Here is a 20,670-nt window from a genome sequence, read left to right on the forward strand (position 1 = left end):
CGGCCGGTTCTAACCGGCCGTACCACTCACGAGCCCTTTCCAGTCCCAGCGCGGCATGGTGAGGTCCTTGGGCACGGTCGGGTCCGGATAGGACAGGACTTCGGCCACGGCCCAGCGCATGTAGTTCTCGAGCGCTGTGCGGAACTCGGGATCGTTGGGCAGGTCCGCGTCGTCGGCGGCTTTGATGAAGCAGTCGACGAAGCGACGGCCCAGGTCGCTCATGTCGCCGTTGCCCGCGTGCATGGTGAGCATGGCGGAGTGGTCGCCGCACTCCGCCGAGTAGCGGGGCGGTCCGCCCATGACCTCGGCCCAATAGGCGGCCAGGCGCTCGACGTGCTGCGGATGCTGGTCCTCGTGGGAGAACGGGTGGTTGAGCTCGGGATCGGCGAGGCACCGGGCGTGATGCGCGGTTGCGAGCCTGAGGAAGGCCCGCTCGCCCCCGGCGAACTCGAACAGCGTGGGACGGCTCATCGCGTCAGTAAACCAGGGCTCGTGGCCGCTCGGGGGTCGTGAGTGTTCCGGCCGGTTCTAACCGGCCAAAACACTCACGACCTTGGTTAGAAGAGGCCTTTGCCGGTGATGATGTAGTCGCACTCGAAGAGGCCTTCGACCGGGACGCCGACCGCGTTGTTGGTGGCCGAGATCTTGATCTGGGTGCCGGTCTCGCCGATCGGGGTGACCGTGATGTTGAAGATCACGAACGCCACGCCCGCCGAGGCCGGTGCTTCGCGCGGGTGGACGACCGCGGTGACGACCGGGCGGCCCGCGAAGCGGACCGGCAGCTTGACGAACGCCTGGCGCACGTGGGCGCCGCCCGCCGGGACGAAGGTCGGCTCGATGCCGGAGCACACGAAGGTGTCCCCGAGGCGCTGGATGTTCGGCGCGGTGACGGTGTTCCGCATTGGATCACTCCCCATGATCGGTGTGGAGACCTCAGCAGATCACCCGGCCGGGGCGCCGGGCCATACGTAGTTGTGCGTATCAGGCGGTCCGGCATGTGGGTAGTTCAGCAGTCACCTCTGGTCCCGGAGATCAGTATTGTGGCCAGTGTGATGCGGATACGGCTCGTGGTCGCTGCCGCCGTCGCCCTGTCGCTGACGGCGTGCGGTTCCGCTGATGGTGACGCGCGAACGGATCGGCAGGCCACGACGCTGGCCGAAGCGATCAGTGACCCGAGTCAGGTCGACGCCGCCGCGTACGTGCGGGCCGCGCTGGCCACGAACTTGGGCAAGTCCGCGGCCTTCAGCGTGCTGGTGGCCGAGGACTTGGCACACAAGGATGTGAAAGACCCGGCCGTACGCCTGGTCTGGCGCATCCACGAAGACGTGTCGGACACGGACTGGTCGCGGAGCTCGGCGCTGGATGCTTGCTACCGCGCGGAATTCGGGTACCACGGACTCACCTCGGCGCCCGAACGGGTCACCTGCCCGGAGCACGCCGTGCCGATCACGCCGCCGCCGGTGCCGAGGCGGGACATCCCGGAAACCTTCGCGCCCGCGTTGGAGGCGCTGCTCGGCAAGCTGCCCCCGGCGCCGTCCGAAGCCGAGGTGCGCGGCGCCGTGGCGGCCGGGCTCGTGCCGCCGGTGGATCCCGAGACCCGGCTCGCGGCCGTGCCGCCCGAGGTTTTCGTTCAGGTCAGGGGCGCCGATGTGGGTGTCGCCCTCTACGCGCACACGGGGATCAAAGACACGCAGTGTCTGATGGGACGGCGGGCCGCCGGCGAGGTCAGCGTGTGGTCGCTCGGTGCGCGAGAACAGGAATTCCCCTGCGGTGCGGAGGCCGCTTTGGCGGGCCGCCGAGTCGGTTAGAGTCCGGTCGGTTTCAGAGGGGGTCGGTTTCAGAGGGGGAGGACGATGCTGCGGTCGGTGGTGCTCGCGCGGGCTTGGGCGCGCCTTCCCGGTGTCGAGGTGCTTTCGGGCCGCGATGGCGGGCCGCTCACGCGGACGATCAAGAAGATCATCGACCCGCTTGTCGTCCGGACTTCGGTGCGTGCGAGGCTCGGCAAGCCCGTGCTCGACGCGGAGGAAGCCGCCGAGCTGACCGCGTTGGTCGTCGCGGATGCCGAGCGGCTGCGGGCGACCGCGGCTTGGTTCACGCGGTTGAAGCGGCAGCGGCGGGCGTTGCGGATCACCGCCGGGGATGTTCAGGATGTTTGCTTCCCGCTGGCGTACGAGCTGGCCACTGGGTTCGGCATGCCGGGGGCGGACGCCGATCAGACGGCCGCGGACGCTTTGCGTGATCTGCATGGCGAGGCGGGTGACGCGGCCGTCGACCGGCTCGCCGCCTATCTCGCGGATCAGCAGGTGGCCGCCGAATTGACCGCTGAGTTGCGGGAACGGTGGCTCGCGGTCGGCGAGCCCGCCGGGGATCCCGCCGCGCTGGCGGAGTTCGTCGAAACTTTGACCGACGCGGCGTGGCGAAAGCTGGCCGACTCCGGCGCGGGGCATGCGCTCGGCGTGTCGCTGCGGCGGGCTGGTGGCGTTGGCGAACTCGAGCGCGTGATCCACGAGATCTGCGGGATGGACACGCCGGAGCTGGGGTTGCAGCGCGGCGAGGTGACCACGATCCCGCCGCTGGACCGGGGCGGGGAAATCGGGGCCGAGCTGCTGGAACGCAGTGTCGAACGGCGGGTGCGGGCGACGGTGCGGCGGCTGCCCGCCGACGAGCGGGACCAGCCGGTGGCCGGGCTGGTCGATGAGGAGCTGAGCCGGTGCGTGGCCGGGTTCGGGCTGGGGGAGTCCGTGCTCGCCACGTGTTTCGCACTCGGGGTCGTGCTCGCGCCGGCGTTGCGGCCGCTCGACGGCGCCTCGCCGGACGGGGTGCCCGAGTTCGCGCGGCGGCTCAACGCGCAGGTCGCGCGGGAGGGGTACGTGCTGCACGCCCGGCGGGCGCTGGCCGGGAGCACGCCGCTCACGCCGCGGCCTGACGACCATGTGGTGCGGGAGCTGCGGGAGTTCGCCAAGCAGTTCCTGGGCAGGCTGTGGATCCGGCTGCACGGGTTCGATGTGCGCGGGGAGTGGCCGTCGGACGCGGCCGAGGTCCGCGCCCTCGTCACCGGGGTCGTGCGGTCGGCGTCGCTGGATCTGCGGACGAAGGTGCGGCGCTCGCTGATGGCCCGGCTGCCGGAGCTGGAGGTGGCGTCGTGACGCATCCCGTGCGCACGCCGGTCGTCGCGGCCGATGGCGGGCTGGTCCGGTTCGACTTGGCCGAGTTGCTGAGCGGGACCGTCACGTCGATGCGGATCGAAGTCACCGACGCGTCGGCCGAACCGTGGCTGACTCGCTTGTGTGGCCCCGAAAACGCGTTGGCCGCGCTCGACGGCGAGGTCGCCGTTCCGGTCGTGCCGGAGCTGGCCGGGCTGGCGTTGCTGCTGTGGGCGCGGCGGTGGTGGCCCGCGAGCGCGGTGCTCGGGATCGTCTCGCTCGATCCGGCGCTCCTGGATGTCGAAGCGGCCGTCGCGACCGCGGCGGTCGAAGACGTGGCCGAGGGCATGCTCGACGGGTTCGAGGCGACGCCCGGTGAGCTGTTCGACTCGGCGGCCGATGCGCTGCTCGCGGCCGCCGGGCCGGTCGCCGGGGAGGTCCGGGGACTCTGTGAGCGCTTGGCGGTGTGGTTCGACGAGCGCGACGACGTCGTGCGGGCCGAAGCCGCCGCCGAACTGGCCGGACGGCTGGAAAGCCTTGCGCCGTCACAACGTTCTTACGCTTTGGCCGCGGGGACGCCGCAGGCTGCGGCCGGGGCCGGAGTGCTCGCCGAGGGGCGCGCGAGCGTTGACTGGGCGAGGGTTCCGCCGGGTGTGCTCGACGCCGCGGACGACACCGTCGCGTGGCGGATCGTGACGGCGGAAGGTGCCGCGCGGCTGCGGGTCGAGGTGGCCGGTGCGTTCGCCGACGCGGCGCTGACGGCGTTCGCGACGCGCGACGGCGAGGTGTTCGCGGAGGTGCCGCTCGCGCTCGGCGTGGGCGGTTTCGCGGGCTCGGTTGAGCTGGACGAGCGGTCGGCGCGGCTCGTGGCGGAGCGGGATGTCCACATTGGAGTCGAGATCGGCGCGGAGCCGGTTTTCATTACCACGCCTGATGATCGGGCCGCCGTGGTGGCGCTCGTGCGGGCGCGCGAGGGCTTGCCGCTGTCCGTGAGGACCGTGGCCGAGCGGGCGGCGGCCGGGGCCGCCGATGAGGAGTTCTGACATGCTCGTCGGCCTGCCCGCGCCGTCGGAGCCGCCGGACCGGCCGCTGCCGGGGGAACTGGCGGGCTCCTGTTCACATGGCTACAACTGCCGCTGTGTCGCGCGGCATTTCGGCCTGGATCCGGCTTCCTATGGCGAAGTGCCCGCCTGCGCGTTGAGCGAGGGGGAATACCGGCAGCTCCTCATCGAGGCGAGTCAGGTTCAGGACCAGGCCAAACAGCTCTCCGCCCAGCGCGACGCCGTGGGCGCGCACCGCGCGTACGGGCGGATGCGGGAGATCGCGCGGGAGCTGGACCGGACCGATCTCGAGCTGGCCGCGCTGAGTGATCTGGCGGTCGTCTGCTACGCGGCGGGTGACCTGCGCAACGCGCGGCAGTGTGCCGAGGCCGTGCTGAAGGCGTTCGAGATCACCGTCGCCGCGATCGTCCACTTCGGACAGTATGCCGAGCTGCGGATGATCGAGGGTTCACGTGAGGTCGCCGACCGCGTGCTCGTCAACCTGAGTATCGAGGAGGGAAACACCGCGCGAGCCCGTGAACTCATCGCCGGGCAGCGTGCGAGGGCCGCGTTCCGGAAGGCGGCCGAGCCGGGGCAGTACCCGCCGGAGTTGCTCGATCCGCATGGCGCCGATGAGCTTGAGCTGCGCATTCTCGACGTGCGGGTGCTGATCGCCGACGGTGAGCTGTCCGCTGCGCGGACCGCGCTCGACTCGATACTGGACGCGTTGTCGCGGCTCGCGGGCATCGGCGGGATCCGCGATCAGGTGGCCGGGCTCGAAGCGATGGCGCTGGCCGAGCGCGGCCGCATCCGCCGGGCGGGCGGTGAGGACGCCGACGCCGACTTCCTGCGCCTGAGTGCCAGGCACGACGGCCCGGCCGCGGCCAAGTTCGACATCGAGGTCGCCGAAGCGCGGGCGGTGAGCGGTGATCTCCCCGGCGCGATCGAAGCGATCGTCGCCGCCCGCGATCGGCTCGGTGCGGCGGGGCTCAGCGGTGACGTCGCCGACGCGAGTCACGCGCTCGGCTTCCTGTTGCTGCTGCACGGACACGTCCCGCAGGCACGCGAGCAGTTCGTCCACGCGGGACAGTTGTGGAAGGCCAACGGGGACACGGCGGGGCTGCGGCGTCTCGATGTCGCGCTGGCCAGGTGTGACGCGGCCGAGGAACGCTGGGAGTCGGCGTACGCCCACACCGCGCGGGCGCGGGAATCGGCCGCCGCGTCGGGGGAACGGCTCGAATGCCTGCGTGCCGACTTCCTGGCGGCGACCGTCCGGTACGCGCACGGCCAGGATCTGCCCGCGGTGCTGGATCTGCTGCTGCCGGTGGCGCTGGCGGCGGAGGATTACCGCTTCCGTTTCGACTCGGCCGCCGCGCGCACGGCATGGGCGAGCGGTGTCTCCGGCCCGGCGAACGCGCTGCTGATGGGCCTGCTGACGCAGCTCGGCGAGAAGCGGCTGATCGCCGAGATGATCGAACGGACCTGCGCGGTCGGGTCGTTCAGCGGGGCCTCGATCGACCTCAGCGGCGTCGTGCCGAGCTTGTCCATGACGGAGCCCGCGGCGGGGGAGCGGCTGCCGCTGGCGGCGCTGGGCGCGGTGACCGCGTCGCTGCCGTTGCGGCTCGCGCCGCCGCCGGATCTGCGCTGGTCACCGTCCTCGGCGATGGAACTCGATCGCTGGCTGGCGCTCGCCGCCGAGCGGTACGGCCTGCGGCGCGAGCCGGCCGAGCCGGTGCCGACCTGGCCTGTCGCCGAGGACGGCCGCGAGACGTTCGTGCTGCGGTACGCCGATGCCGGGCACACCTATCTGAGCTGGCGCAGCAGTGCGGATCCCGACACCGTCCACAGTCACCCGATCGACGCGCGGCTGGTCGGTACGGCCCGTGAGTTCCTGGCCGAAGCCTCGCCGACGCCGCACGAAGGCGAGAGCGTCGCCGACGCGGTCGGCCGAGCGTTCGCCGCGTTCAGTCCAGCCGGGGAACAACGTTTGGCGCGGAGTCTCGCGCTCAACCTGCTTCCGGCTGACCTGATCACGCGGTTGCGGGCAGCCTCGTCGACCGGCCGTCGGCCGTTGCTGCGCGTGCAGCCGTCGCCGAGCCTCGCGGCCGTGCCTTGGGGACTGCTGGCGTTGCCGGACCGGCGTCCCGACCGGGTGCTGTCGCCGGGTGAAGAGGGCGGCTGTTTCGACGGCGACGAGCGGATTCTCGACATCGCCGACGTTTCGCTGCTCGCGCCCGCCGGGATCGCGCGGGTTTCGCCCGCCTCCGACGGCCCGCCGGTGTATCTGCTCGATCCCCGGATCCCAGGGCAGAGCGCGTTCGGGGAACTGGGCTCGGTGCTGGGCAAGCAGGACGTGTCGTCGCCGCTGATCCGGCATCTCGACGCCCGGCTGGCCGAGGGGCCGGTCCGGCCCGAGGTGACGCGGGGGCTGGACCTGGTGCGCCGGACCGACACCGACCGGCGGCTGCTGGCGGACCTGCTGAAGGAGCCGTGCTCACGGCTGGTGTTCGCCGGTCACGTCAGCGTCGTCTCGGGCGCGCATGGCGCGCAGACCGCCCTGCACCTGTCGTGCCCGGCCGGCCTGCCGGGCACCGCCGCGCCGATCGGGGCGCACCGGCCGTTCACCGCCGCCGATCTCGCACTGTCCGAAGTGGACACCATGCCCGCGAGGGTCGCGCTGATCGGCTGCGCCAGCGCGAGCGATTTCGGCTTGGCTGAGCCATTCGGGATGCTGCTGGCCGCCGTCGCCGCCGGGGCGAGCGTGGTCGCCGCGACGGTGTGGGCGCTGCCGACCTCGGCCGCGGCGGCGTCGGGTGACCCGATGGCCGACCTGATCATCGCCGCCGACACCGCGCTGGCCGGAGCCGACCCGGTCGGCTCGCTGTGCGACTGGCAACGCGACCGTCTCGCGCGGTGGCGGGCGGGCGGCGGGCCGGAGGTCTCGCCGGTCTTCTGGGCGGGCCTGACCTGCCTCGACGCCCAAACCTGGGTTCGGTAGCAGCCACGTCCGCCGAAGCTGTGTGCAACACAGACGCACCAGCGAGAGGCAGGACGAGATGTTCAAGAAGATCCGCGACAAGGTCAACGAGGCGACCCAGCAGGGTATGGCCAGGGGCGCGCAGGACTTCCAGCGGCACGCGGCCCAGTTCCAGCAGGCGGCCGCCGCGCAGGGGCACCACATCGTGCCGCAGCTGCCGACGCCGCAGCTGGCCGCGCAGGCTTACCAGAACATGCAGGCCGACCCGGCGATGGCCGAGTTCCTGGCGCTGCCGATGGAGGAACAGCTGCGCCAGCAGCAGGAACTGCAGGCTTACGGCACCGAGCTGCGGCGGCTCTACGACACCTGTGAGCACGCGACGCTGGTGATCGAGGCGCTGGAGCCGACCGGCCGGACCATCGCCGGGCAGGCGCAGTACAGCGCGACGCTCGAGGTGACCGTCCAGGGCGGTGCGAGTTACCGGACGGTGATCGAGCTGATCGCGCCGCTGGCGACCATCCAGCAGTACGCGCCCGGCACGAAGCACGAGGCGCGCGTCGACCCGACGGACCCGGCCAAGGTCGGCGTCTTCGGCCCGATCGCCTGAGGGGAGCCATGATGTTCGCAATGGGACTGGACAGCCCGCGCCGTCCCGGCAAGCGGCTGCTGTGGCTCGGGGTGCCCACGACGCTCGCGTGGGCGGTGGTCGGCTGGACCGGCACGCTGGGACTGCTGGACAACTTCCGGTTGATGTCGCTGAACCGCGTCGGCTCGTGGGGGGCCGACGGGGGACCGGCGGTGTCACTGGTGCTGTTCTTCAGCGTCGCGATCACGGTGGCGTCTTCGCTGGGGTTCGCGATGCTGTGGTCCTCCGGCTTCTCGCTGAGCCGGATGGGCATGGGATTCCGGGCGAGCTCGCTGGCGGCCGCGCTGGGGATCGCGATCGGCGGCGGGCTCGCGAGTCCATCGTGGACGGAGCCGGAGGCGGTCGGCAAACGGCTGGGCTTCCTCGACGGCCCGGCGCAGGAATGGTCCCAAGTGGACTGGATCGTCTACTACGAGCCGTACCTGGTGCCGGGAATCGCCGGGGTGATCGCGCTCGTGCTGATCTTGTTGCTGCTGAAGGACTTCCTCGCCGTTTCGGCGGCGGACGACCGCGCGGAGGCGTTGCAGCAGCGCGGCAGGCTGGTGACCGGGTACGTCACGCACGTCGAGTTCACCAACGTCTGGGTGATGGGGAACCCGCAGTTCAAGGTGCACGTGACGTACCCGGGTGAGACCGGGGAACGCACCGTGGTCACGACGATGATCACGTCCGCGTTCCAGGCGCCGTCGCGGGGCTCGACCGTCAAGGTCCGGTACGACCCGCAGGACCCGGACTCGGTGCTGGTGGAGCCTGACCCCCAGGACCGGTCGGCCGGGCGGAACCCGGGTGGTTTCGTGCCGCCGCAGTGGTGATCAGGCGGCGTGCAGCACGAAGAACAGGAAGACCGGGAAGGTGTTGAGCAGGTGGAAGTCGTCGGGGTACGCCTCGCGCGCGGCGGGCACCGGAAGTGGTTCGCGGATCACGGAGATCCGGAAGCCCGCCGCCGTGAAGGCCTCGGTCATCGCGCCCAGCGGCCGTTCCCAGAAGCTCAGCTGGGCGGTGTGGCCGCCCATGTCCCATTCCTCGTCGCGTTTGGACGGTGCGAAGTAGTCGGGCCTGCGCCCGGACATCCGGTGGATGAGATGGTTCGCCATGGGATGGTCGACCGAGACGATGAGCCTGCCGCCGGGCTTCAGTACCCGGCGCAGCTCCGCGAGCGGGGCGTCCCAGTCGCGCAGGTAGTGCAGGACCAGCGACGAGACGACGTCGTCGAAGGCGGCGTCGGGGTAGGGGAGCGGGTCGGTGAGGTCGTGGACCCGCAGGTCCGCCTCGTCGCCGAGTCTGCGGCGGGCCATGTCGATCATGCCGGCGCTCGCGTCGAAGCCGCTCACGGTGGCGCCGCGGTCGCGGAGCGTTTCGAACAGCGGGCCGGACCCGCAGCCCGCGTCGAGGATGTGCCTGCCGGTGACGTCTCCGGCGAGTTCGAGCATCGCGGGGCGCTCGTAGTAAGCGTTGTTAAGGCTTGTCTCGTTCACGGCCGAGTAGGCCTCGGCGAGAGTGTCGTAGCTGTTCGTCATGCCACTCGATAGTGGCACAGCTCAGCGATCCTGCGTGGGCCAGTTGAGCAGGCGGGCGCCCAGCACCGCGGCTTCGAGGGTGAAGCGGTGCGCGGGGTCGCGGGGGTCGTACCCGGTGAGCTGCTGGATGCGGTCGAGCCGGTAGGTGATGGTCCGGACGCTGAGGAACAGCCGCCGTGCCGTTTCGGCGGCGATGCCGCTGGACGCGAAGTAGCCGGTGAGAGTGTCGAGCAGTGGCCGGGCGCCGCCCCTGGTCTGGTTCAGCGGGTCGAGCACGGTAGTGACCAGGTCGACGAGCGCGGCGCGGTCGCGGAAGAGCACCTGGTAGACGAGCAGCTCGCTGGCATTGAGGACGCGGGTGGCCAAGCCGAGTGAGGTGGCCAGCTCGAGCGCGGTGCGGGCCTCCTCGTAGGACCGGACGACCCCGCTGGGGCCGGGGTGCGCGCGGCCGACGCCGATCTGCCAGGCGCCGGTAAGCGTCTTCTCGATCTGCTTGGCGAACTCGTCGGGCACGCGGGTGTCCGTGCCGGGCGCGATGCAGAGCAGGAGCCCGTCCTTGGTGGTGATCAGGACGTCGTGGGTGTCGAATCGGCCCAGCAGCGCGGACTCGATGTGCACGGTCGTCGTGTCGTCGTCGGCGAAGGGGACGCCTGCCCGGACGGCCGCGACGACGTAGCCGGCGGCGAGGCGGAAGCCGAAGCGTTCGGCCCGCTCGGCGAGACGGCCGAGATCGGCGCGGCCGTACAGCAGGTCGTCGATGAACTCACGGCGGTCGGCGCCTTCGCGCCGCAGCACCAGGCGGCGCGCGCCGTCATAGCCGTCGGCGAGCGCGACGACCGCGTCGTCGGCGGCGCGCAGCACGGCCTCGGCGATCGTGATCACCTGGTCTTTTCCGCGCGCGGCGGTGATCGCGGGCAATGTGCGCCAGGTCATCCAGCTCGCGCTGAGGTAGAGGTCGATGAGCGCGCGCAGCGGGACGTCCTGCTCGGCCGCGGCGGCGCCGAGCGCGCGCCGCGAGTCGAGTTCGCGGTGCGCGAGACGGCGGCCCGTCGCGCTGACCACGTCGAGCATGTCGACCCATCCGTCGAGGAAATCCGCTGCTACACCCGCGTCGCGCGCGGCTCGGGCGGTGACGTCCCGCCGATGCCGTTCCCGTCCCGTCGCCACTCAGGCCCCCTCGATGATCGTTTGCCTGGATCAGGCAGCGAGTCTGGCGCGACGATAGCCGAGAGCGCGAGTACCTCTGATGATCTTTGCCGGAACCCGGCAAGGAAGAGCGGGTGAATCTGGCCGGGTGGCCGTCTGGTTTCGCCGGTGCCGGGCTCAGCAGTATGAGCATCCGGTTTCGGGGGTCGAAACCACTTTCCGGGGAGGTTCGATGAAGAGCTTCATGCGAAGAACAGCGACCATCGGCACGGCCTGCGTGCTCGCGCCGTCGCTTCGAGTGAGCTGCGGTACGCCGACTTGTCGGTGACGGACGCGGGGCGCTGAGCGGAAGGGCCCGGGCGTGGGGGCCGGGCCCTTCTCTCCGTGCGGTCGGCTTGATCTTCGCGAAACCCGAGTTTGGGCCATTCACTGGCCAAAACTCGGGTTTCGCGTACGCGGATGGACGACACGCGTACGCGGATGGACGACGCGCCCGGTCAGGGAAGCGGGCCGGACGCGGGGCGGGCCCGGACCTGGTGGTCCGGGCCCGGCTCGTCGGCGTGCGCCCACGAGTGGGGTGGGGGCACGCCCGCCGCGTCGAGCCAGGCTTCGGCCAGGATGCGGTGGCCGAGCGCGCTCGGGTGGACGCCGTCCGGGGCGAGGGTGGCCGCGCCGTGGTCGGCGGCCGCGCGGGGCATCACCAGGTCCGCACGGACCAGGCGGGCGCCGAACTCGGCCGCCACTTCGCGGGCGACCTCGACGCGGGGTGCGAGGTCGTCCATCCAGCTGTGCTGCTCGGCTTTGACCGGCAGGAGGAATGGCGTGATGACGAACAGGTCCGCCGGGAGGTGGCCGCGGGTCTGGGCGAGGACGCTGGTGTACGCCGCGCGGAAGCGGTCGATCGGGCTGGGGAGGCCACGGTCGAAGGTGCGCCAGGTGTCGTTGATGCCGATCTTGACCGTGACGACCGTCGGGCGCTCGGCGAGGACGTCGGTGGCCCAGCGGGCCTCCATGTCATAGACGCGGTTGCCGTTGAGGCCTTTGTTGAGCACGGTCGGCGCCGTCAGGCGGGCCGCGATCCGGCGGACGTAGCCGGTGCCGAGTGACCGGGGATCCGAGCGGTCGCGGCCCGAGTCGGTGATCGAGTCGCCGATGAAGAGCAGCCGGTCGTGCGCGGTGAACGGGCCGGTCATGTCTCCGAGCCGATCAGCTCTCGCAGCGACTGGGCCTCGCCGGTGAGCAGCTCGGGATCGTTGCCTGGCACGAATTCGAGCAGTGCGTCGAGCGGGCGGTCCAGCGACTCCAGCACCTTGAACACCTCTGTCCACAAGGGAGCCCGCGCGGTGAGGAGCCGGCGCTCGTTGGCGGGCCACCAGGAGAAGACGTGGACGGCGCGCAGGTGGTCGAGTACCAGCCGCAGGCCCGCCAAGGCGGGCTCGTCCGGGAGATCCTGGGGCGGCTGCCAGTAAGTGCCGAGGTTGGCGCGGCCGACCTCCTCCAGCAGCTGGACGGTCGACTCGGCGGTGTCGGTGAGCGTGCCGCCGTGGAACTCGAGCGCGACCTCGATGCCGTGGTCAGCCGCGATGTCGGCGGCCTCGCGCAGCCCGGCGACCACCTGCTCGCGCTCGTCCGGCTCGACGTCGGCCGAGCCGGATTTGCCCGCCCACACGCGGATGCGGGGCGCGCCGATCTGCTCCGCGGTCGCGGCGATCTCCTTGAACTGCCCGGCTTCGCCATGCGTGGCACGGAAATACGAGCCGTACGAACCGCAGGTGAGCTCGTGGCGGGCCATGGCTTCGCGGGCGCGGCCGAGTCCCCAGTCGTCACCGGGACGGACGTGGACGTCCGCGCCCCATTCGATCACTTTCAGGCCGGCCGTGGCAGCCCGCTCGGCGACGTCGTCGACGTCGAGGCGGCGCAAGGTCACCGAGCACAGTCCGGGGCGGATCACAGCGTCAGCTCCCCGAGCTCGATGCGGCGGCCTTCCCGCGAGGACTGGAGACCGGCCTCCGCGACACGCAGGCCGCGCGCGCCCGCCATGAAGTCGTAGTGGTTGGGCTCGTCGTCGACCACGTGGCGGATGAACTGCTCCCACTGGGCCTTGAACCCGTTGTCGAACTCCGCGTTGTCGGGCACCTCCTGCCACTGCTCGCGGAACGGCTCGTTCTGCGCGAGGTCCGGGTTCCAGACCGGCTTGGGCGTGGCGACGCGCGGCTGGATCTTGCAGCCGTGCAGCCCGGCGACCGCGCTGCCGTGCGTGCCGTCGACCTGGAACTCGACCAGCTCGTCGCGGTTGACGCGCACGCACCACGAGGAGTTGATCTGCGCGATGATCCCGCCCGCCAGCTCGAAGATGCCGTACGCGGAGTCGTCGGCGGTGGCGGCGTACTTCTCGCCGCGCTCGTCGTAGCGCTCCGGCACGTGCGTGACCGCCTTGGCGGTGACGGATTCGACGCGGCCGAAGAGGTTCTCCAGCACATAGCTCCAGTGGCAGAACATGTCGAGCACGATGCCGCCGCCGTCTTCGGCGCGGTAGTTCCAGCTGGGGCGCTGCGCGGACTGCCAGTCGCCCTCGAACACCCAGTAGCCGAACTCGCCGCGCACCGAGAGGATCCGGCCGAAGAAGCCGGAGTCGATGAGGCGCTTCAGCTTGAGCAGGCCCGGCAGGTAAAGCTTGTCATGCACGACACCGTTCTTAACACCGGCGGCCTCGGCGCGCCTGGCGAGGTCGAGCGCGCCTTCGAGGGTCTCGGCGGTCGGCTTCTCGGTGTAGACGTGGCGCTCGGCGTCCATGGCCGCGATGAGCGACTTCTCGCGCGCCTGGGTGAGCTGGGCGTCGAAGTAGACCGGATAATCACTGTCCGATAGCGCCGTATCGAGATCGGTCGTCCAGTTCTCCAGCCCGTGCCGCCGCGCGATGTCGCGCAGCTTGTCGGCGTTGCGGCCGACGAGCATCGGCTCCAGCTCGACCCGGGTGCCGTCGGCGAGTTCGACCCCGCCCTGCTCGCGGATCGCGAGCACCGAGCGCACCAGGTGCTGGCGGTATCCCATCCGTCCGGTCACGCCGTTCATGACCACGCCGAGCTTCATTCGTCCTCCTTCTGAAAGCGCTTTCCCATGGTAGGTCGGCGCAGGTTTCACCCGAGCACCGCGTCCTCAGCGCGCGGTGCTCTCCCGTAGTACGACCTCGCCGGTCACCTGATGGATCCTCGGCTCTCCGAGCCGGTCGGAGAGCGCGAATTCGAAGGCCTGCTCACCCATCGACTCGATCGGCACGCGCACCGTCGTGAGCGAGGGCCTGATGTCCCGCAACGTGATGATGTCGTCGAACCCCGCCACCGCGATGTCCTGCGGCACGCGCAGGCCACGGTCACGGCACGCGGCCATCGCGCCGACGGCCATCACGTCGTTCACCGCGAAGACACAGCCGTCGCGGAAACCGTCGTCGAGCAGCCGCACCATGGCCTGGTAGCCGCCGTCGCGGGTGAACACGGTGTGCAGCACCCGTTTCGGCGGCAGCGCGACACCTTGGTGGGCGAGCGCCTCGCGGAACCCGGTCACCCGGTCCCGCGAGGTCAGCAGCTCCGGCGGCCCGGCGAGCACCGCGAACGAGCGATGCCCGAGACCGGCGAGGCCCTTGGCCAGATCGGCCGCGCCCCGCCGGTTCTCGAGCAGCACCGTGTCGAACGGCAGCTTCCGCTGGCCGATCACCACCGCGCGGCCCTCGGCAGCTTCGAAGGCGCGCAGCTCGTCGGTCAGCCGCCGTTGCAGCGAACGGTTTTCCACCCGCGAACCGGCCAGGATGACCGCCCTGGCCCGCTGCCCGCGCAGCGTCGAGACGTACTCCAGCTCGTTCTCGGGATGGTTCGCGGTGCTGGCGATGGTCACCGTCAGCCGGTGCCGTGCGGCCACCCGCATGACACCGGCGGCGATCGAGGAGAAATACGGGTCGACGATGTCGTGCACCAGCAGCCCGACCACGGTGCCACGCCCGCGCGCCATCGCCTGCGCCGGCCCGTTCGCGGTGTACTGCAGCCGTCTCGCCGCCTGCAGCACGGACTTGCGCAGCTCACCGCCGACCTGGCGGTTGCCGCCGTTGAGCACGCGTGACGCCGTCGCCAGCGAAACGCCTGCCTCACGGGCGACGTCTGCCAGAGTCGCCGAACCCGCGACGCGCTGCGCCATGCTTCCTCCTCGATCGGCCCGGGGGCCTACGGTGCGTTGGGCCCGACGTCCGCGGTGGTGAGCGGGTGCGCGCACGGGCCGCAGGTGCTGTACTCGTCGGCGCCGACGTCGCGCTGGGCACCGCGGGCCTGGCCGTCGATGTCCGTGGTGACCGGCGCGGGGGAGTAGGTCGCCGCGTTGATCGCCGGGCTGCCGGCCGAAAGCCGCGAGACCCCGTCGGAGCCCGCCACCAGCAGCGGGTTCGCCCTGGTGAAGGTACCGGCGGGGACGTTACCGTTGCCGGCGGCGCCGTAGAGGATGTTGCCGGACCAGGTGAAGTTCGTGGTGTTGCCCATCGCCACCAGGTCGCCGGTGTCGCCGACGAACAGGTTGTCCACGATCTTGCAGTCGGTCGGCTCGAACGGGCGGGTGGTCTCGCCGGACAGCGTGCTGGTGTTGTTCAGCAGCGTGTTGTGCGCGATCAGCACGCGGTCGGCCGCGTCGTTGCCACGCCGCGCGGTCTCGGACTCCCCGGGGAGGTGGTCGCGTTCGGACCCGCTGCCGACCACCAGCGCGCGGCTCTTGGGGTCCAAGAGGCCTGACACGTAGTTGTTGACGATGACGTGGTCGTTGCCGTAGATCCGGATGCCCTCTTTGCCGTTCAGGATGTAGTTCGACTCGACGCGGGTGCCGTTGCCGTGGCGCAGCACGATGCCGCCGACGCTGTTGCGGATCGTGTTGTTCCGGATGGTGTTGCCCGACGACTTGACCGAGATCGCCTCGGGGTCGCCGTTGGCCCGCTCGAACAGGTTGTACTCGACCTTGGCGCCCGCGACGCTCAGCGCGCGCTTGCTGATGCCGAGGCGGATCGGCTCGCCGCCGTTGTCGCCTGCGTAGCTGTGGTCGGAGAAGTAGTTGCGGTAGATCTGGACACCCTGGGCCATGTCCGTGTCGTTGTCGCCTTCGACGCAGAGCATGACGCCGAGGGTGGTCTTGTGGTGGAAGTGGTTGCGGTCGACCTTGGTGTCGTTCGCGCGGACCATCACCCAGTGCAGGCCCTCGATGTCGGCGAACTGCAGGTCGTTGCGGGTCAGCCGGATGTGCGAGTTCGACGGCGCGAGGTCGAGCGTGGTGCTCTGCCGCAGCGCGAAGCCGCTGATGGTGATCCACGACGAGTTGCTGATAACGAAGCTGTTCTCGCCGCGCAGGATCGCGCCCCCGCGCGACTGCGAGACGATGGTGATCGGGAAGTCTTCTTCGCCGTTCTTGTTGGCGATGGTGATCTGGCTGCCCGCGGGCACGGTGTAGTCACCGTTCGCCAGCGTGATCACGGTGCCCGGCGTCGCCGAGTTGATCGCGTTCTGCAGCGCGGCGATCGAATTGACGGTCACACCCTGGGTGGTGGCGGACGCCGGCGTGGTCGTCAACCACGGCACTGTGGCCACCACCGCGCCGAGCGCGGCGGTGTTGAGGAACGTTCTGCGGTCCATGATGACTCCAATGTCAATCAGCGGAGGGGATGAGAAACAGTTCGACGACGGGGACAGGGGTGTTCGGACGGCGCGTCGGCAGCCGGAGGGTGAGCGTGCCCTCGGGCTGCCCGCCCATCCGGGTGTTCTGGGCTGGCCGGTCCGGGTCGATCCGGACCTGCTCGATCTCCGAGGCGTCGTTCAGCAGCTGGGCGTAGCGCACGCGCCCGGCCAGCCCCGGCAGGTGCACGTGATGCAGCGGCCAGGCGAACAGGTGGAGGTAAAGCCGGTCACCTCGCTGGGTGAACCGGGTGTCTGAGGGGGCGGTGAATTCGGACGGGCCACAGCCGTGGATGGCGCGATCGTGGCGGTCCATCCAGCGGCCCAGCTCGGCGAGCACCGCGCGCGCGTCGGGGTCGATCTCGCCCCGGCCGTTCGGGCCGACGTTGAGCAGCAGGTTGCCGCCCTTCGACACGCCGTCGACGAGCATCCGGATGAGCAGCTCGGGGCTCTTCCAGTCGAGGTTGTCGCGGTCGTAGCCCCAGCTGCCGTTGAGCGTCTGGCAGGCCTCCCAGATCACCGGCACGCCGTCGCGCTTCATCGGCCCGGACGGCTGGTACTGCTCGGGGGTGATGAAGTCGCCGGGGATGCCGGTGCGGTCGTTGACCAGGATGCCGGGCTGGAGTTCGCGGACCAGCTTGAGCAGTTCCGGCGCCGCCCAGGCGTCCGCGCCCTTGCCGCCCCACCATTCCTCGCGGCCCTCGTAGGAGAAGTCGAAGAACAGGTAGTCGATCGTGCCGTAGCGGGTGAGCAGCTCGCGGACCTGGCCGTGCAGGTACTTCTGGTACTCGGCGATGTCGCGGTCTTTGTTAGCCGCGATGTACTCGGCGTCGTCGCGGCGAGGGTGCGTGCCGTCGATCGGGAACGACGGGTGGTGCCAGTCGATCAGCGAGTGGTAGAAGCCGACCTTGAGGCCCTCGTCGCGGCAGGCCTCGACGAACGGTCCCAGCAGATCCTTGCCGTACGGGGTGTTCTTGACCGAGAAGTCGGTGAGATCGCTGTCCCACAAGCAGAATCCGTCGTGGTGCTTGGTGGTGAGCACGACGTAGCGCATCCCGGCGGTCTTCGCGGCACGCGCCCACTCGCGCGGGTCGTACTTGTCGGGCTCGAAGTGGTCGAAGTAGACGCGGTACTGCTCGTCTGTCAGCTTCTCGCGGTTCTGGACCCATTCGTGCCGCGCGGCCAATGAGTACAGTCCCCAGTGGACGAACATGCCGAATCGGTCGTGGGTGAACCAGGTGGTGTCGGTGGAACTCACGCCAGTTGTGCTCCTTTGTGGATACTCAGCCCTTGAGCGCGCCCGAGGCGAGGCCGCGGACGAACGAGCGCTGGAAGAACAGGAACGCGGCGACCGACGGCAGCAGCGCCAGCAGTGACGCCGCCATGATCACGCCGGGTGTGACGTTCGGGTCGACGCGCAGCGTGCGCAGGGCGAGCGGCAGCGTGTAGGTCGACGAGTCGGTCGAGACCAGCAGCGGCAGCAGGTACTGGTCCCAGATCATGGTGAAGCCGAAGACGCCGATCACGCCGAGCGCGGGCCTGCACATCGGCAGGATGATCTGTGCGAAGATCCGCAGGTCACCGGCGCCGTCGATGCGGGCGGCCTCTTCGAGCTCGCGCGGCACGTCCTTCATGAACTCGGTCATGACCAGGATCGAGAACGCCCACGCGCCCAGCGGCACGATGACGCCCGCGAGGCTGCCGATCAGGTTGAGGTGCAGCACCGGGACGTCGGCCAGGATCAGCGAGAGCGGGATCGCGAGGATCTCCTCCGGCAGCATGAGCGTCGCGAGGATGGCGACCAGCACCAGTGACATGAACCGGAACTTCTTGCGCGCCAAGGCATAGCCCGCCATTACCGAGACCGCCACCTGCAGCAGCAGGCCGAACCCGACGATGAGGAAGGAGTTCAGCAGGTACTTGCCGACGCCCAGGTTCCAGGCGATGCCGAAGTTGTCCACCGTCGGGCTCGACGGGATCACGCTGAGCGCGGTCGGGTCGGTGACGTTGTTGAACGCGCTGACCAGCAGTGCCAGCAGCGGACCGGCGAAGACCAGCATCAGGATCGTGTACAGGACGAACTTCAGCACCCGCCCGGCCGGGGACTTGACGGCCTCGAGGCCGAGTGCGCTGTCATGGGTCGAGGTCATGCGTCTCGCCTCCGCCGGATGATCTGGACGAACAGGGTCAGCACGAGCGTCGCGAGGAACAGCAGCACCGCTCCCGCCGCGCCGACGCCCAGCCGGTTCTGTTCCAGGCCGAGTTTGTAGATCAACGTCATCGCCACTTCCGTCGAGCCGTTCGGCCCGCCGTTGGTGAGCAGGAAGACCTCGGTGAACACACGCAGGCCGCGGATGGCGGCGAGCACGAAGAGGATCGAGAACACCGAGCGCAGGCCCGGCAGCGTGACGTGCAGGATCTTGCGCCAGCGGGACGCGCCGTCGACGGTCGCGGCCTCGTAGAGCCCGCGGTCGATCCCGGCCAGCCCGGCCAGGAAGATCATCATGTCGTAGGGCGCGCCACGCCAGATGCCGGTGATGATCACCGAGATCATCGAGGTGCCGGGGTCGTTGATGAACCCCGACGGCCCGAGCCCGACCAGGCCGAGGATGGAGTTGAGCATCCCGTCCTCGGTCGGGTGATACATGATCCGCCACAGCTCGGCGACCACGGCGATCGGCACGACCACCGGGAGGAACGCCGCGGAGCGCAGGAACTTCAGCCGCTTGCTCTGGCCCTCCATCAGCAGCGCCAGCGCCAGGCCGAGGATCATCGAACCGGCCGTCTGGCCGATCGCGATCACCACGGTGTGCCAGATGGCGTCGTGGAACGCCTGGTCGCCGAGCACGTACTCGTAGTTCTGGGTCCCGACCCACTGGTTGCCCAGGTACGGCTGGACGTCCTGGAAGGACATCACCACCGCGGTGATCATCGGGATGAACTTGAAGTACACGAAGAGGATCAGCGCGGGAGCCAGGAACAGCCACGGTGTCCACCAGTGGCCGTCCCTGCCGGTGTTCTTCTTGCGAGCCTTCGGGGCCGCGGGCCGGTGACCGACGGGACGGCGGGTGCCGTCGGTCAGCGGTCGCGCGTGGTCGATCGTCATGAGGCGCCGATTCCCTGCTGCCGCAGCGTCTCCGCCAGCTTGGTGTCCAGTTTGGACAGCTCGGCCTTGGTGTCGAGCTTGCAGTCGGCGATCAGCGAGCTGATGGTGTCGGCGGTGTCCTGCCGGACCGGGGTCCAGTTCGGGATCGACGGGACGTAGTGGCCGGAGGTCGTGTAGATGTCGTTGTAGGTCTTCCAGCGCGCGTCGGGACGCTGCTGGGCGATGTCGACCTTCTTGTTGACCGGCAGCTGCACGATCGGGCCCGCGTCACCCTCCATGCCGATCTTCTGGCCCTCCGGGGAGATGGAGAAGTCGGCGAAGGCGTCCTGGCCCGCCTGGTTCGGCGAACCGGCCATCAGGTAGGTGCCGTTGCCCTCGGCGAGCACGTCGGCGTTCTTCGCGCCCTTCGGCATCGGGACGACCTCGTACTTGTCCTTGCCCAGCGACTTGTCGAACCGGGAAAGCAGGTAGGAGGCGACGACGTACATGCCGCCCTTGCCCGCCTCGAACAGGTCGTTGGTCGCCGGGGTGGCCATGGAGACCGAACCGGGCTGCAGCACGTTGTCCTTGCACCCGAGGTCGCGGAACCACTGCACGGCCGCCGCCGACTCGGGGGTGCTCATCGCGGGCTTGTACTTGCCGTCGCCCTGCTTGCTGATGAAGTCGCCGCCCGCCGCCCACAGGAAGTTCGAGAAGTACCAGGAGGCGTAGCCGCGCTTGGTCGACATGGTGGCGACCAGGCCCGCGGTGTCGTTCTTGCCATTGCCGTCCGGGTCCTGCGTGGTGAACGCCTTGGCGAGGCTGGCGATCCCGGCCCAGTCCTGCGGAACCGGCAGGCCGAGCTTCTCGCGCCAGTCCTTGCGGATCAGCAGCGCGGCCGCCTGCGCGGAGAACGGCAGGCCGTACTGCTTGCCGTCCGGCGTCTTCGTCGCGTTGAGGCCCTGCTCGATGACGTCGGGGGCGTTCTTGAGCTTGGTCAGGTCGACCTCGCGCAGCAGTCCCTGGCTCTTCATGGTGCCCAGCTGCGCGACGTCGTTCATCACGATGTCGGGCAGGTCGCGCTGGGCGGCGCGCTGGGCGAGCTTCGTCTCGAAGTCGTCGAAGATCGCGGTGACCTGCACCTTGAAACCGGTCGCCTTCTCGAAGGCCTCCGCGAGCCGCTTGGTGGCCGCTTCACCGGCCTGGCCGGGGGTCGTGCGGGTCCACAGTTCCAGTGGCGCCTTGCTGTCCTGCGCGACGTTCGTTCCCGCCGGGCCGCCGGAGCAGCCTGTGAGGACCAGAGCCGAGACGATGAGTCCGGCGCCGATCCGTCGCGATTTGCGCATCGCTTCTCCCGTTCCATGTGGACCGCGCTGTCTACTGCGGAGGGACGGTAAGCGCTTTCCCGCCCACCGGTCAATGG

Annotated in this window: 19 protein-coding genes; 6 read left to right on the forward strand and 13 right to left on the reverse strand. The window is 70.0% G+C overall.

Annotation, left to right across the window (positions count from 1 at the left end; genetic code table 11):
• Window positions 1-9: 9 nt before the first annotated feature.
• Window positions 10-471, reverse strand: coding sequence for a group II truncated hemoglobin (locus BLV57_RS03290; protein ID WP_091286393.1), 462 nt, complete (start codon window positions 469-471; stop codon window positions 10-12).
• An 86-nt stretch (window positions 472-557) separates the two neighbouring features.
• Window positions 558-902 carry a hypothetical protein gene (locus BLV57_RS03295; RefSeq protein WP_091286396.1) on the reverse strand — a complete coding sequence of 115 codons (345 nt, stop codon included), beginning with the start codon at window positions 900-902 and terminating at the stop codon, window positions 558-560.
• A 147-nt stretch (window positions 903-1,049) separates the two neighbouring features.
• Between BLV57_RS03295 and BLV57_RS03300 the strand changes: the two genes are divergently transcribed.
• Genes BLV57_RS03300 through BLV57_RS03325 form a run of 6 tightly spaced genes read left to right on the forward strand, consistent with a single transcriptional unit; the run spans window position 1,050 to window position 8,618 of the window.
• Window positions 1,050-1,808: a hypothetical protein gene (locus BLV57_RS03300; RefSeq protein ID WP_143046963.1), complete on the forward strand. Its 759-nt coding sequence runs from the start codon at window positions 1,050-1,052 to the stop codon at window positions 1,806-1,808.
• A 45-nt stretch (window positions 1,809-1,853) separates the two neighbouring features.
• Window positions 1,854-3,146, forward strand: a complete 1,293-nt coding sequence (locus tag BLV57_RS03305; protein WP_091286399.1) for a hypothetical protein — start codon at window positions 1,854-1,856, stop codon at window positions 3,144-3,146.
• On the forward strand, window positions 3,143-4,186 hold the full coding sequence (locus tag BLV57_RS03310) for a hypothetical protein (RefSeq protein ID WP_091286401.1): 1,044 nt from the start codon (window positions 3,143-3,145) through the stop codon (window positions 4,184-4,186). The genes BLV57_RS03305 and BLV57_RS03310 overlap by 4 nt, the downstream gene beginning before the upstream one ends.
• Window positions 4,173-7,181 carry a hypothetical protein gene (locus BLV57_RS03315; protein ID WP_245757131.1) on the forward strand — a complete coding sequence of 1,003 codons (3,009 nt, stop codon included), beginning with the start codon at window positions 4,173-4,175 and terminating at the stop codon, window positions 7,179-7,181. Before BLV57_RS03310 ends, BLV57_RS03315 begins: the two co-directional genes overlap by 14 nt.
• Window positions 7,182-7,239: 58 nt before the next feature.
• Window positions 7,240-7,767: a hypothetical protein gene (locus BLV57_RS03320; protein WP_091286407.1), complete on the forward strand. Its 528-nt coding sequence runs from the start codon at window positions 7,240-7,242 to the stop codon at window positions 7,765-7,767.
• 20 nt (window positions 7,768-7,787) lie between these two features.
• Window positions 7,788-8,618 (forward strand): DUF3592 domain-containing protein, encoded by an 831-nt coding sequence (locus BLV57_RS03325; RefSeq protein WP_245757132.1) that lies wholly within the window; start codon window positions 7,788-7,790, stop codon window positions 8,616-8,618.
• Here BLV57_RS03325 and BLV57_RS03330 read toward each other — a convergent pair whose 3' ends face one another.
• The 11 genes from BLV57_RS03330 to BLV57_RS03380 all read right to left on the reverse strand — a co-directional run bounded on the left by BLV57_RS03330 (window position 8,619) and on the right by BLV57_RS03380 (window position 20,593).
• The gene (locus tag BLV57_RS03330; protein ID WP_091286411.1) at window positions 8,619-9,323 is read right to left on the reverse strand and encodes a class I SAM-dependent methyltransferase; all 705 of its coding nucleotides are present in this window, start codon (window positions 9,321-9,323) and stop codon (window positions 8,619-8,621) included.
• 21 nt (window positions 9,324-9,344) lie between these two features.
• Window positions 9,345-10,490, reverse strand: coding sequence for a PucR family transcriptional regulator (locus BLV57_RS03335; RefSeq protein ID WP_245757133.1), 1,146 nt, complete (start codon window positions 10,488-10,490; stop codon window positions 9,345-9,347).
• A 476-nt stretch (window positions 10,491-10,966) separates the two neighbouring features.
• The gene (locus tag BLV57_RS03340) at window positions 10,967-11,662 is read right to left on the reverse strand and encodes an SGNH/GDSL hydrolase family protein (protein WP_091286415.1); all 696 of its coding nucleotides are present in this window, start codon (window positions 11,660-11,662) and stop codon (window positions 10,967-10,969) included.
• On the reverse strand, window positions 11,659-12,420 hold the full coding sequence (locus tag BLV57_RS03345; RefSeq protein WP_245757134.1) for a sugar phosphate isomerase/epimerase family protein: 762 nt from the start codon (window positions 12,418-12,420) through the stop codon (window positions 11,659-11,661). Before BLV57_RS03345 ends, BLV57_RS03340 begins: the two co-directional genes overlap by 4 nt.
• Window positions 12,417-13,559, reverse strand: coding sequence for a Gfo/Idh/MocA family protein (locus tag BLV57_RS03350; protein WP_091286417.1), 1,143 nt, complete (start codon window positions 13,557-13,559; stop codon window positions 12,417-12,419). The genes BLV57_RS03345 and BLV57_RS03350 overlap by 4 nt, the downstream gene beginning before the upstream one ends.
• 66 nt (window positions 13,560-13,625) lie before the next feature.
• Entirely contained in the window at window positions 13,626-14,654 is a 1,029-nt protein-coding gene (locus tag BLV57_RS03355) for a LacI family DNA-binding transcriptional regulator (RefSeq protein ID WP_091286420.1), read from the reverse strand.
• Window positions 14,655-14,680: 26 nt separating this feature from the next.
• Window positions 14,681-16,123: a polysaccharide lyase 6 family protein gene (locus tag BLV57_RS03360; protein ID WP_091286422.1), complete on the reverse strand. Its 1,443-nt coding sequence runs from the start codon at window positions 16,121-16,123 to the stop codon at window positions 14,681-14,683.
• 13 nt (window positions 16,124-16,136) lie between these two features.
• Window positions 16,137-17,420, reverse strand: a complete 1,284-nt coding sequence (locus tag BLV57_RS03365; RefSeq protein ID WP_091286425.1) for an alpha-L-fucosidase — start codon at window positions 17,418-17,420, stop codon at window positions 16,137-16,139.
• Window positions 17,421-17,445: 25 nt separating this feature from the next.
• Window positions 17,446-18,312 (reverse strand): carbohydrate ABC transporter permease, encoded by an 867-nt coding sequence (locus BLV57_RS03370; RefSeq protein WP_091286427.1) that lies wholly within the window; start codon window positions 18,310-18,312, stop codon window positions 17,446-17,448.
• Complete coding sequence (locus BLV57_RS03375) at window positions 18,309-19,268, reverse strand: carbohydrate ABC transporter permease (RefSeq protein ID WP_091286429.1); 960 nt, start codon at window positions 19,266-19,268, stop codon at window positions 18,309-18,311. Before BLV57_RS03375 ends, BLV57_RS03370 begins: the two co-directional genes overlap by 4 nt.
• Window positions 19,265-20,593, reverse strand: coding sequence for an ABC transporter substrate-binding protein (locus tag BLV57_RS03380; RefSeq protein ID WP_091286432.1), 1,329 nt, complete (start codon window positions 20,591-20,593; stop codon window positions 19,265-19,267). The genes BLV57_RS03375 and BLV57_RS03380 overlap by 4 nt, the downstream gene beginning before the upstream one ends.
• Window positions 20,594-20,670: the final 77 nt, after the last annotated feature.

Source organism: Amycolatopsis xylanica (genome assembly GCF_900107045.1).
GTDB classification, from domain to species: domain Bacteria; phylum Actinomycetota; class Actinomycetes; order Mycobacteriales; family Pseudonocardiaceae; genus Amycolatopsis; species Amycolatopsis xylanica.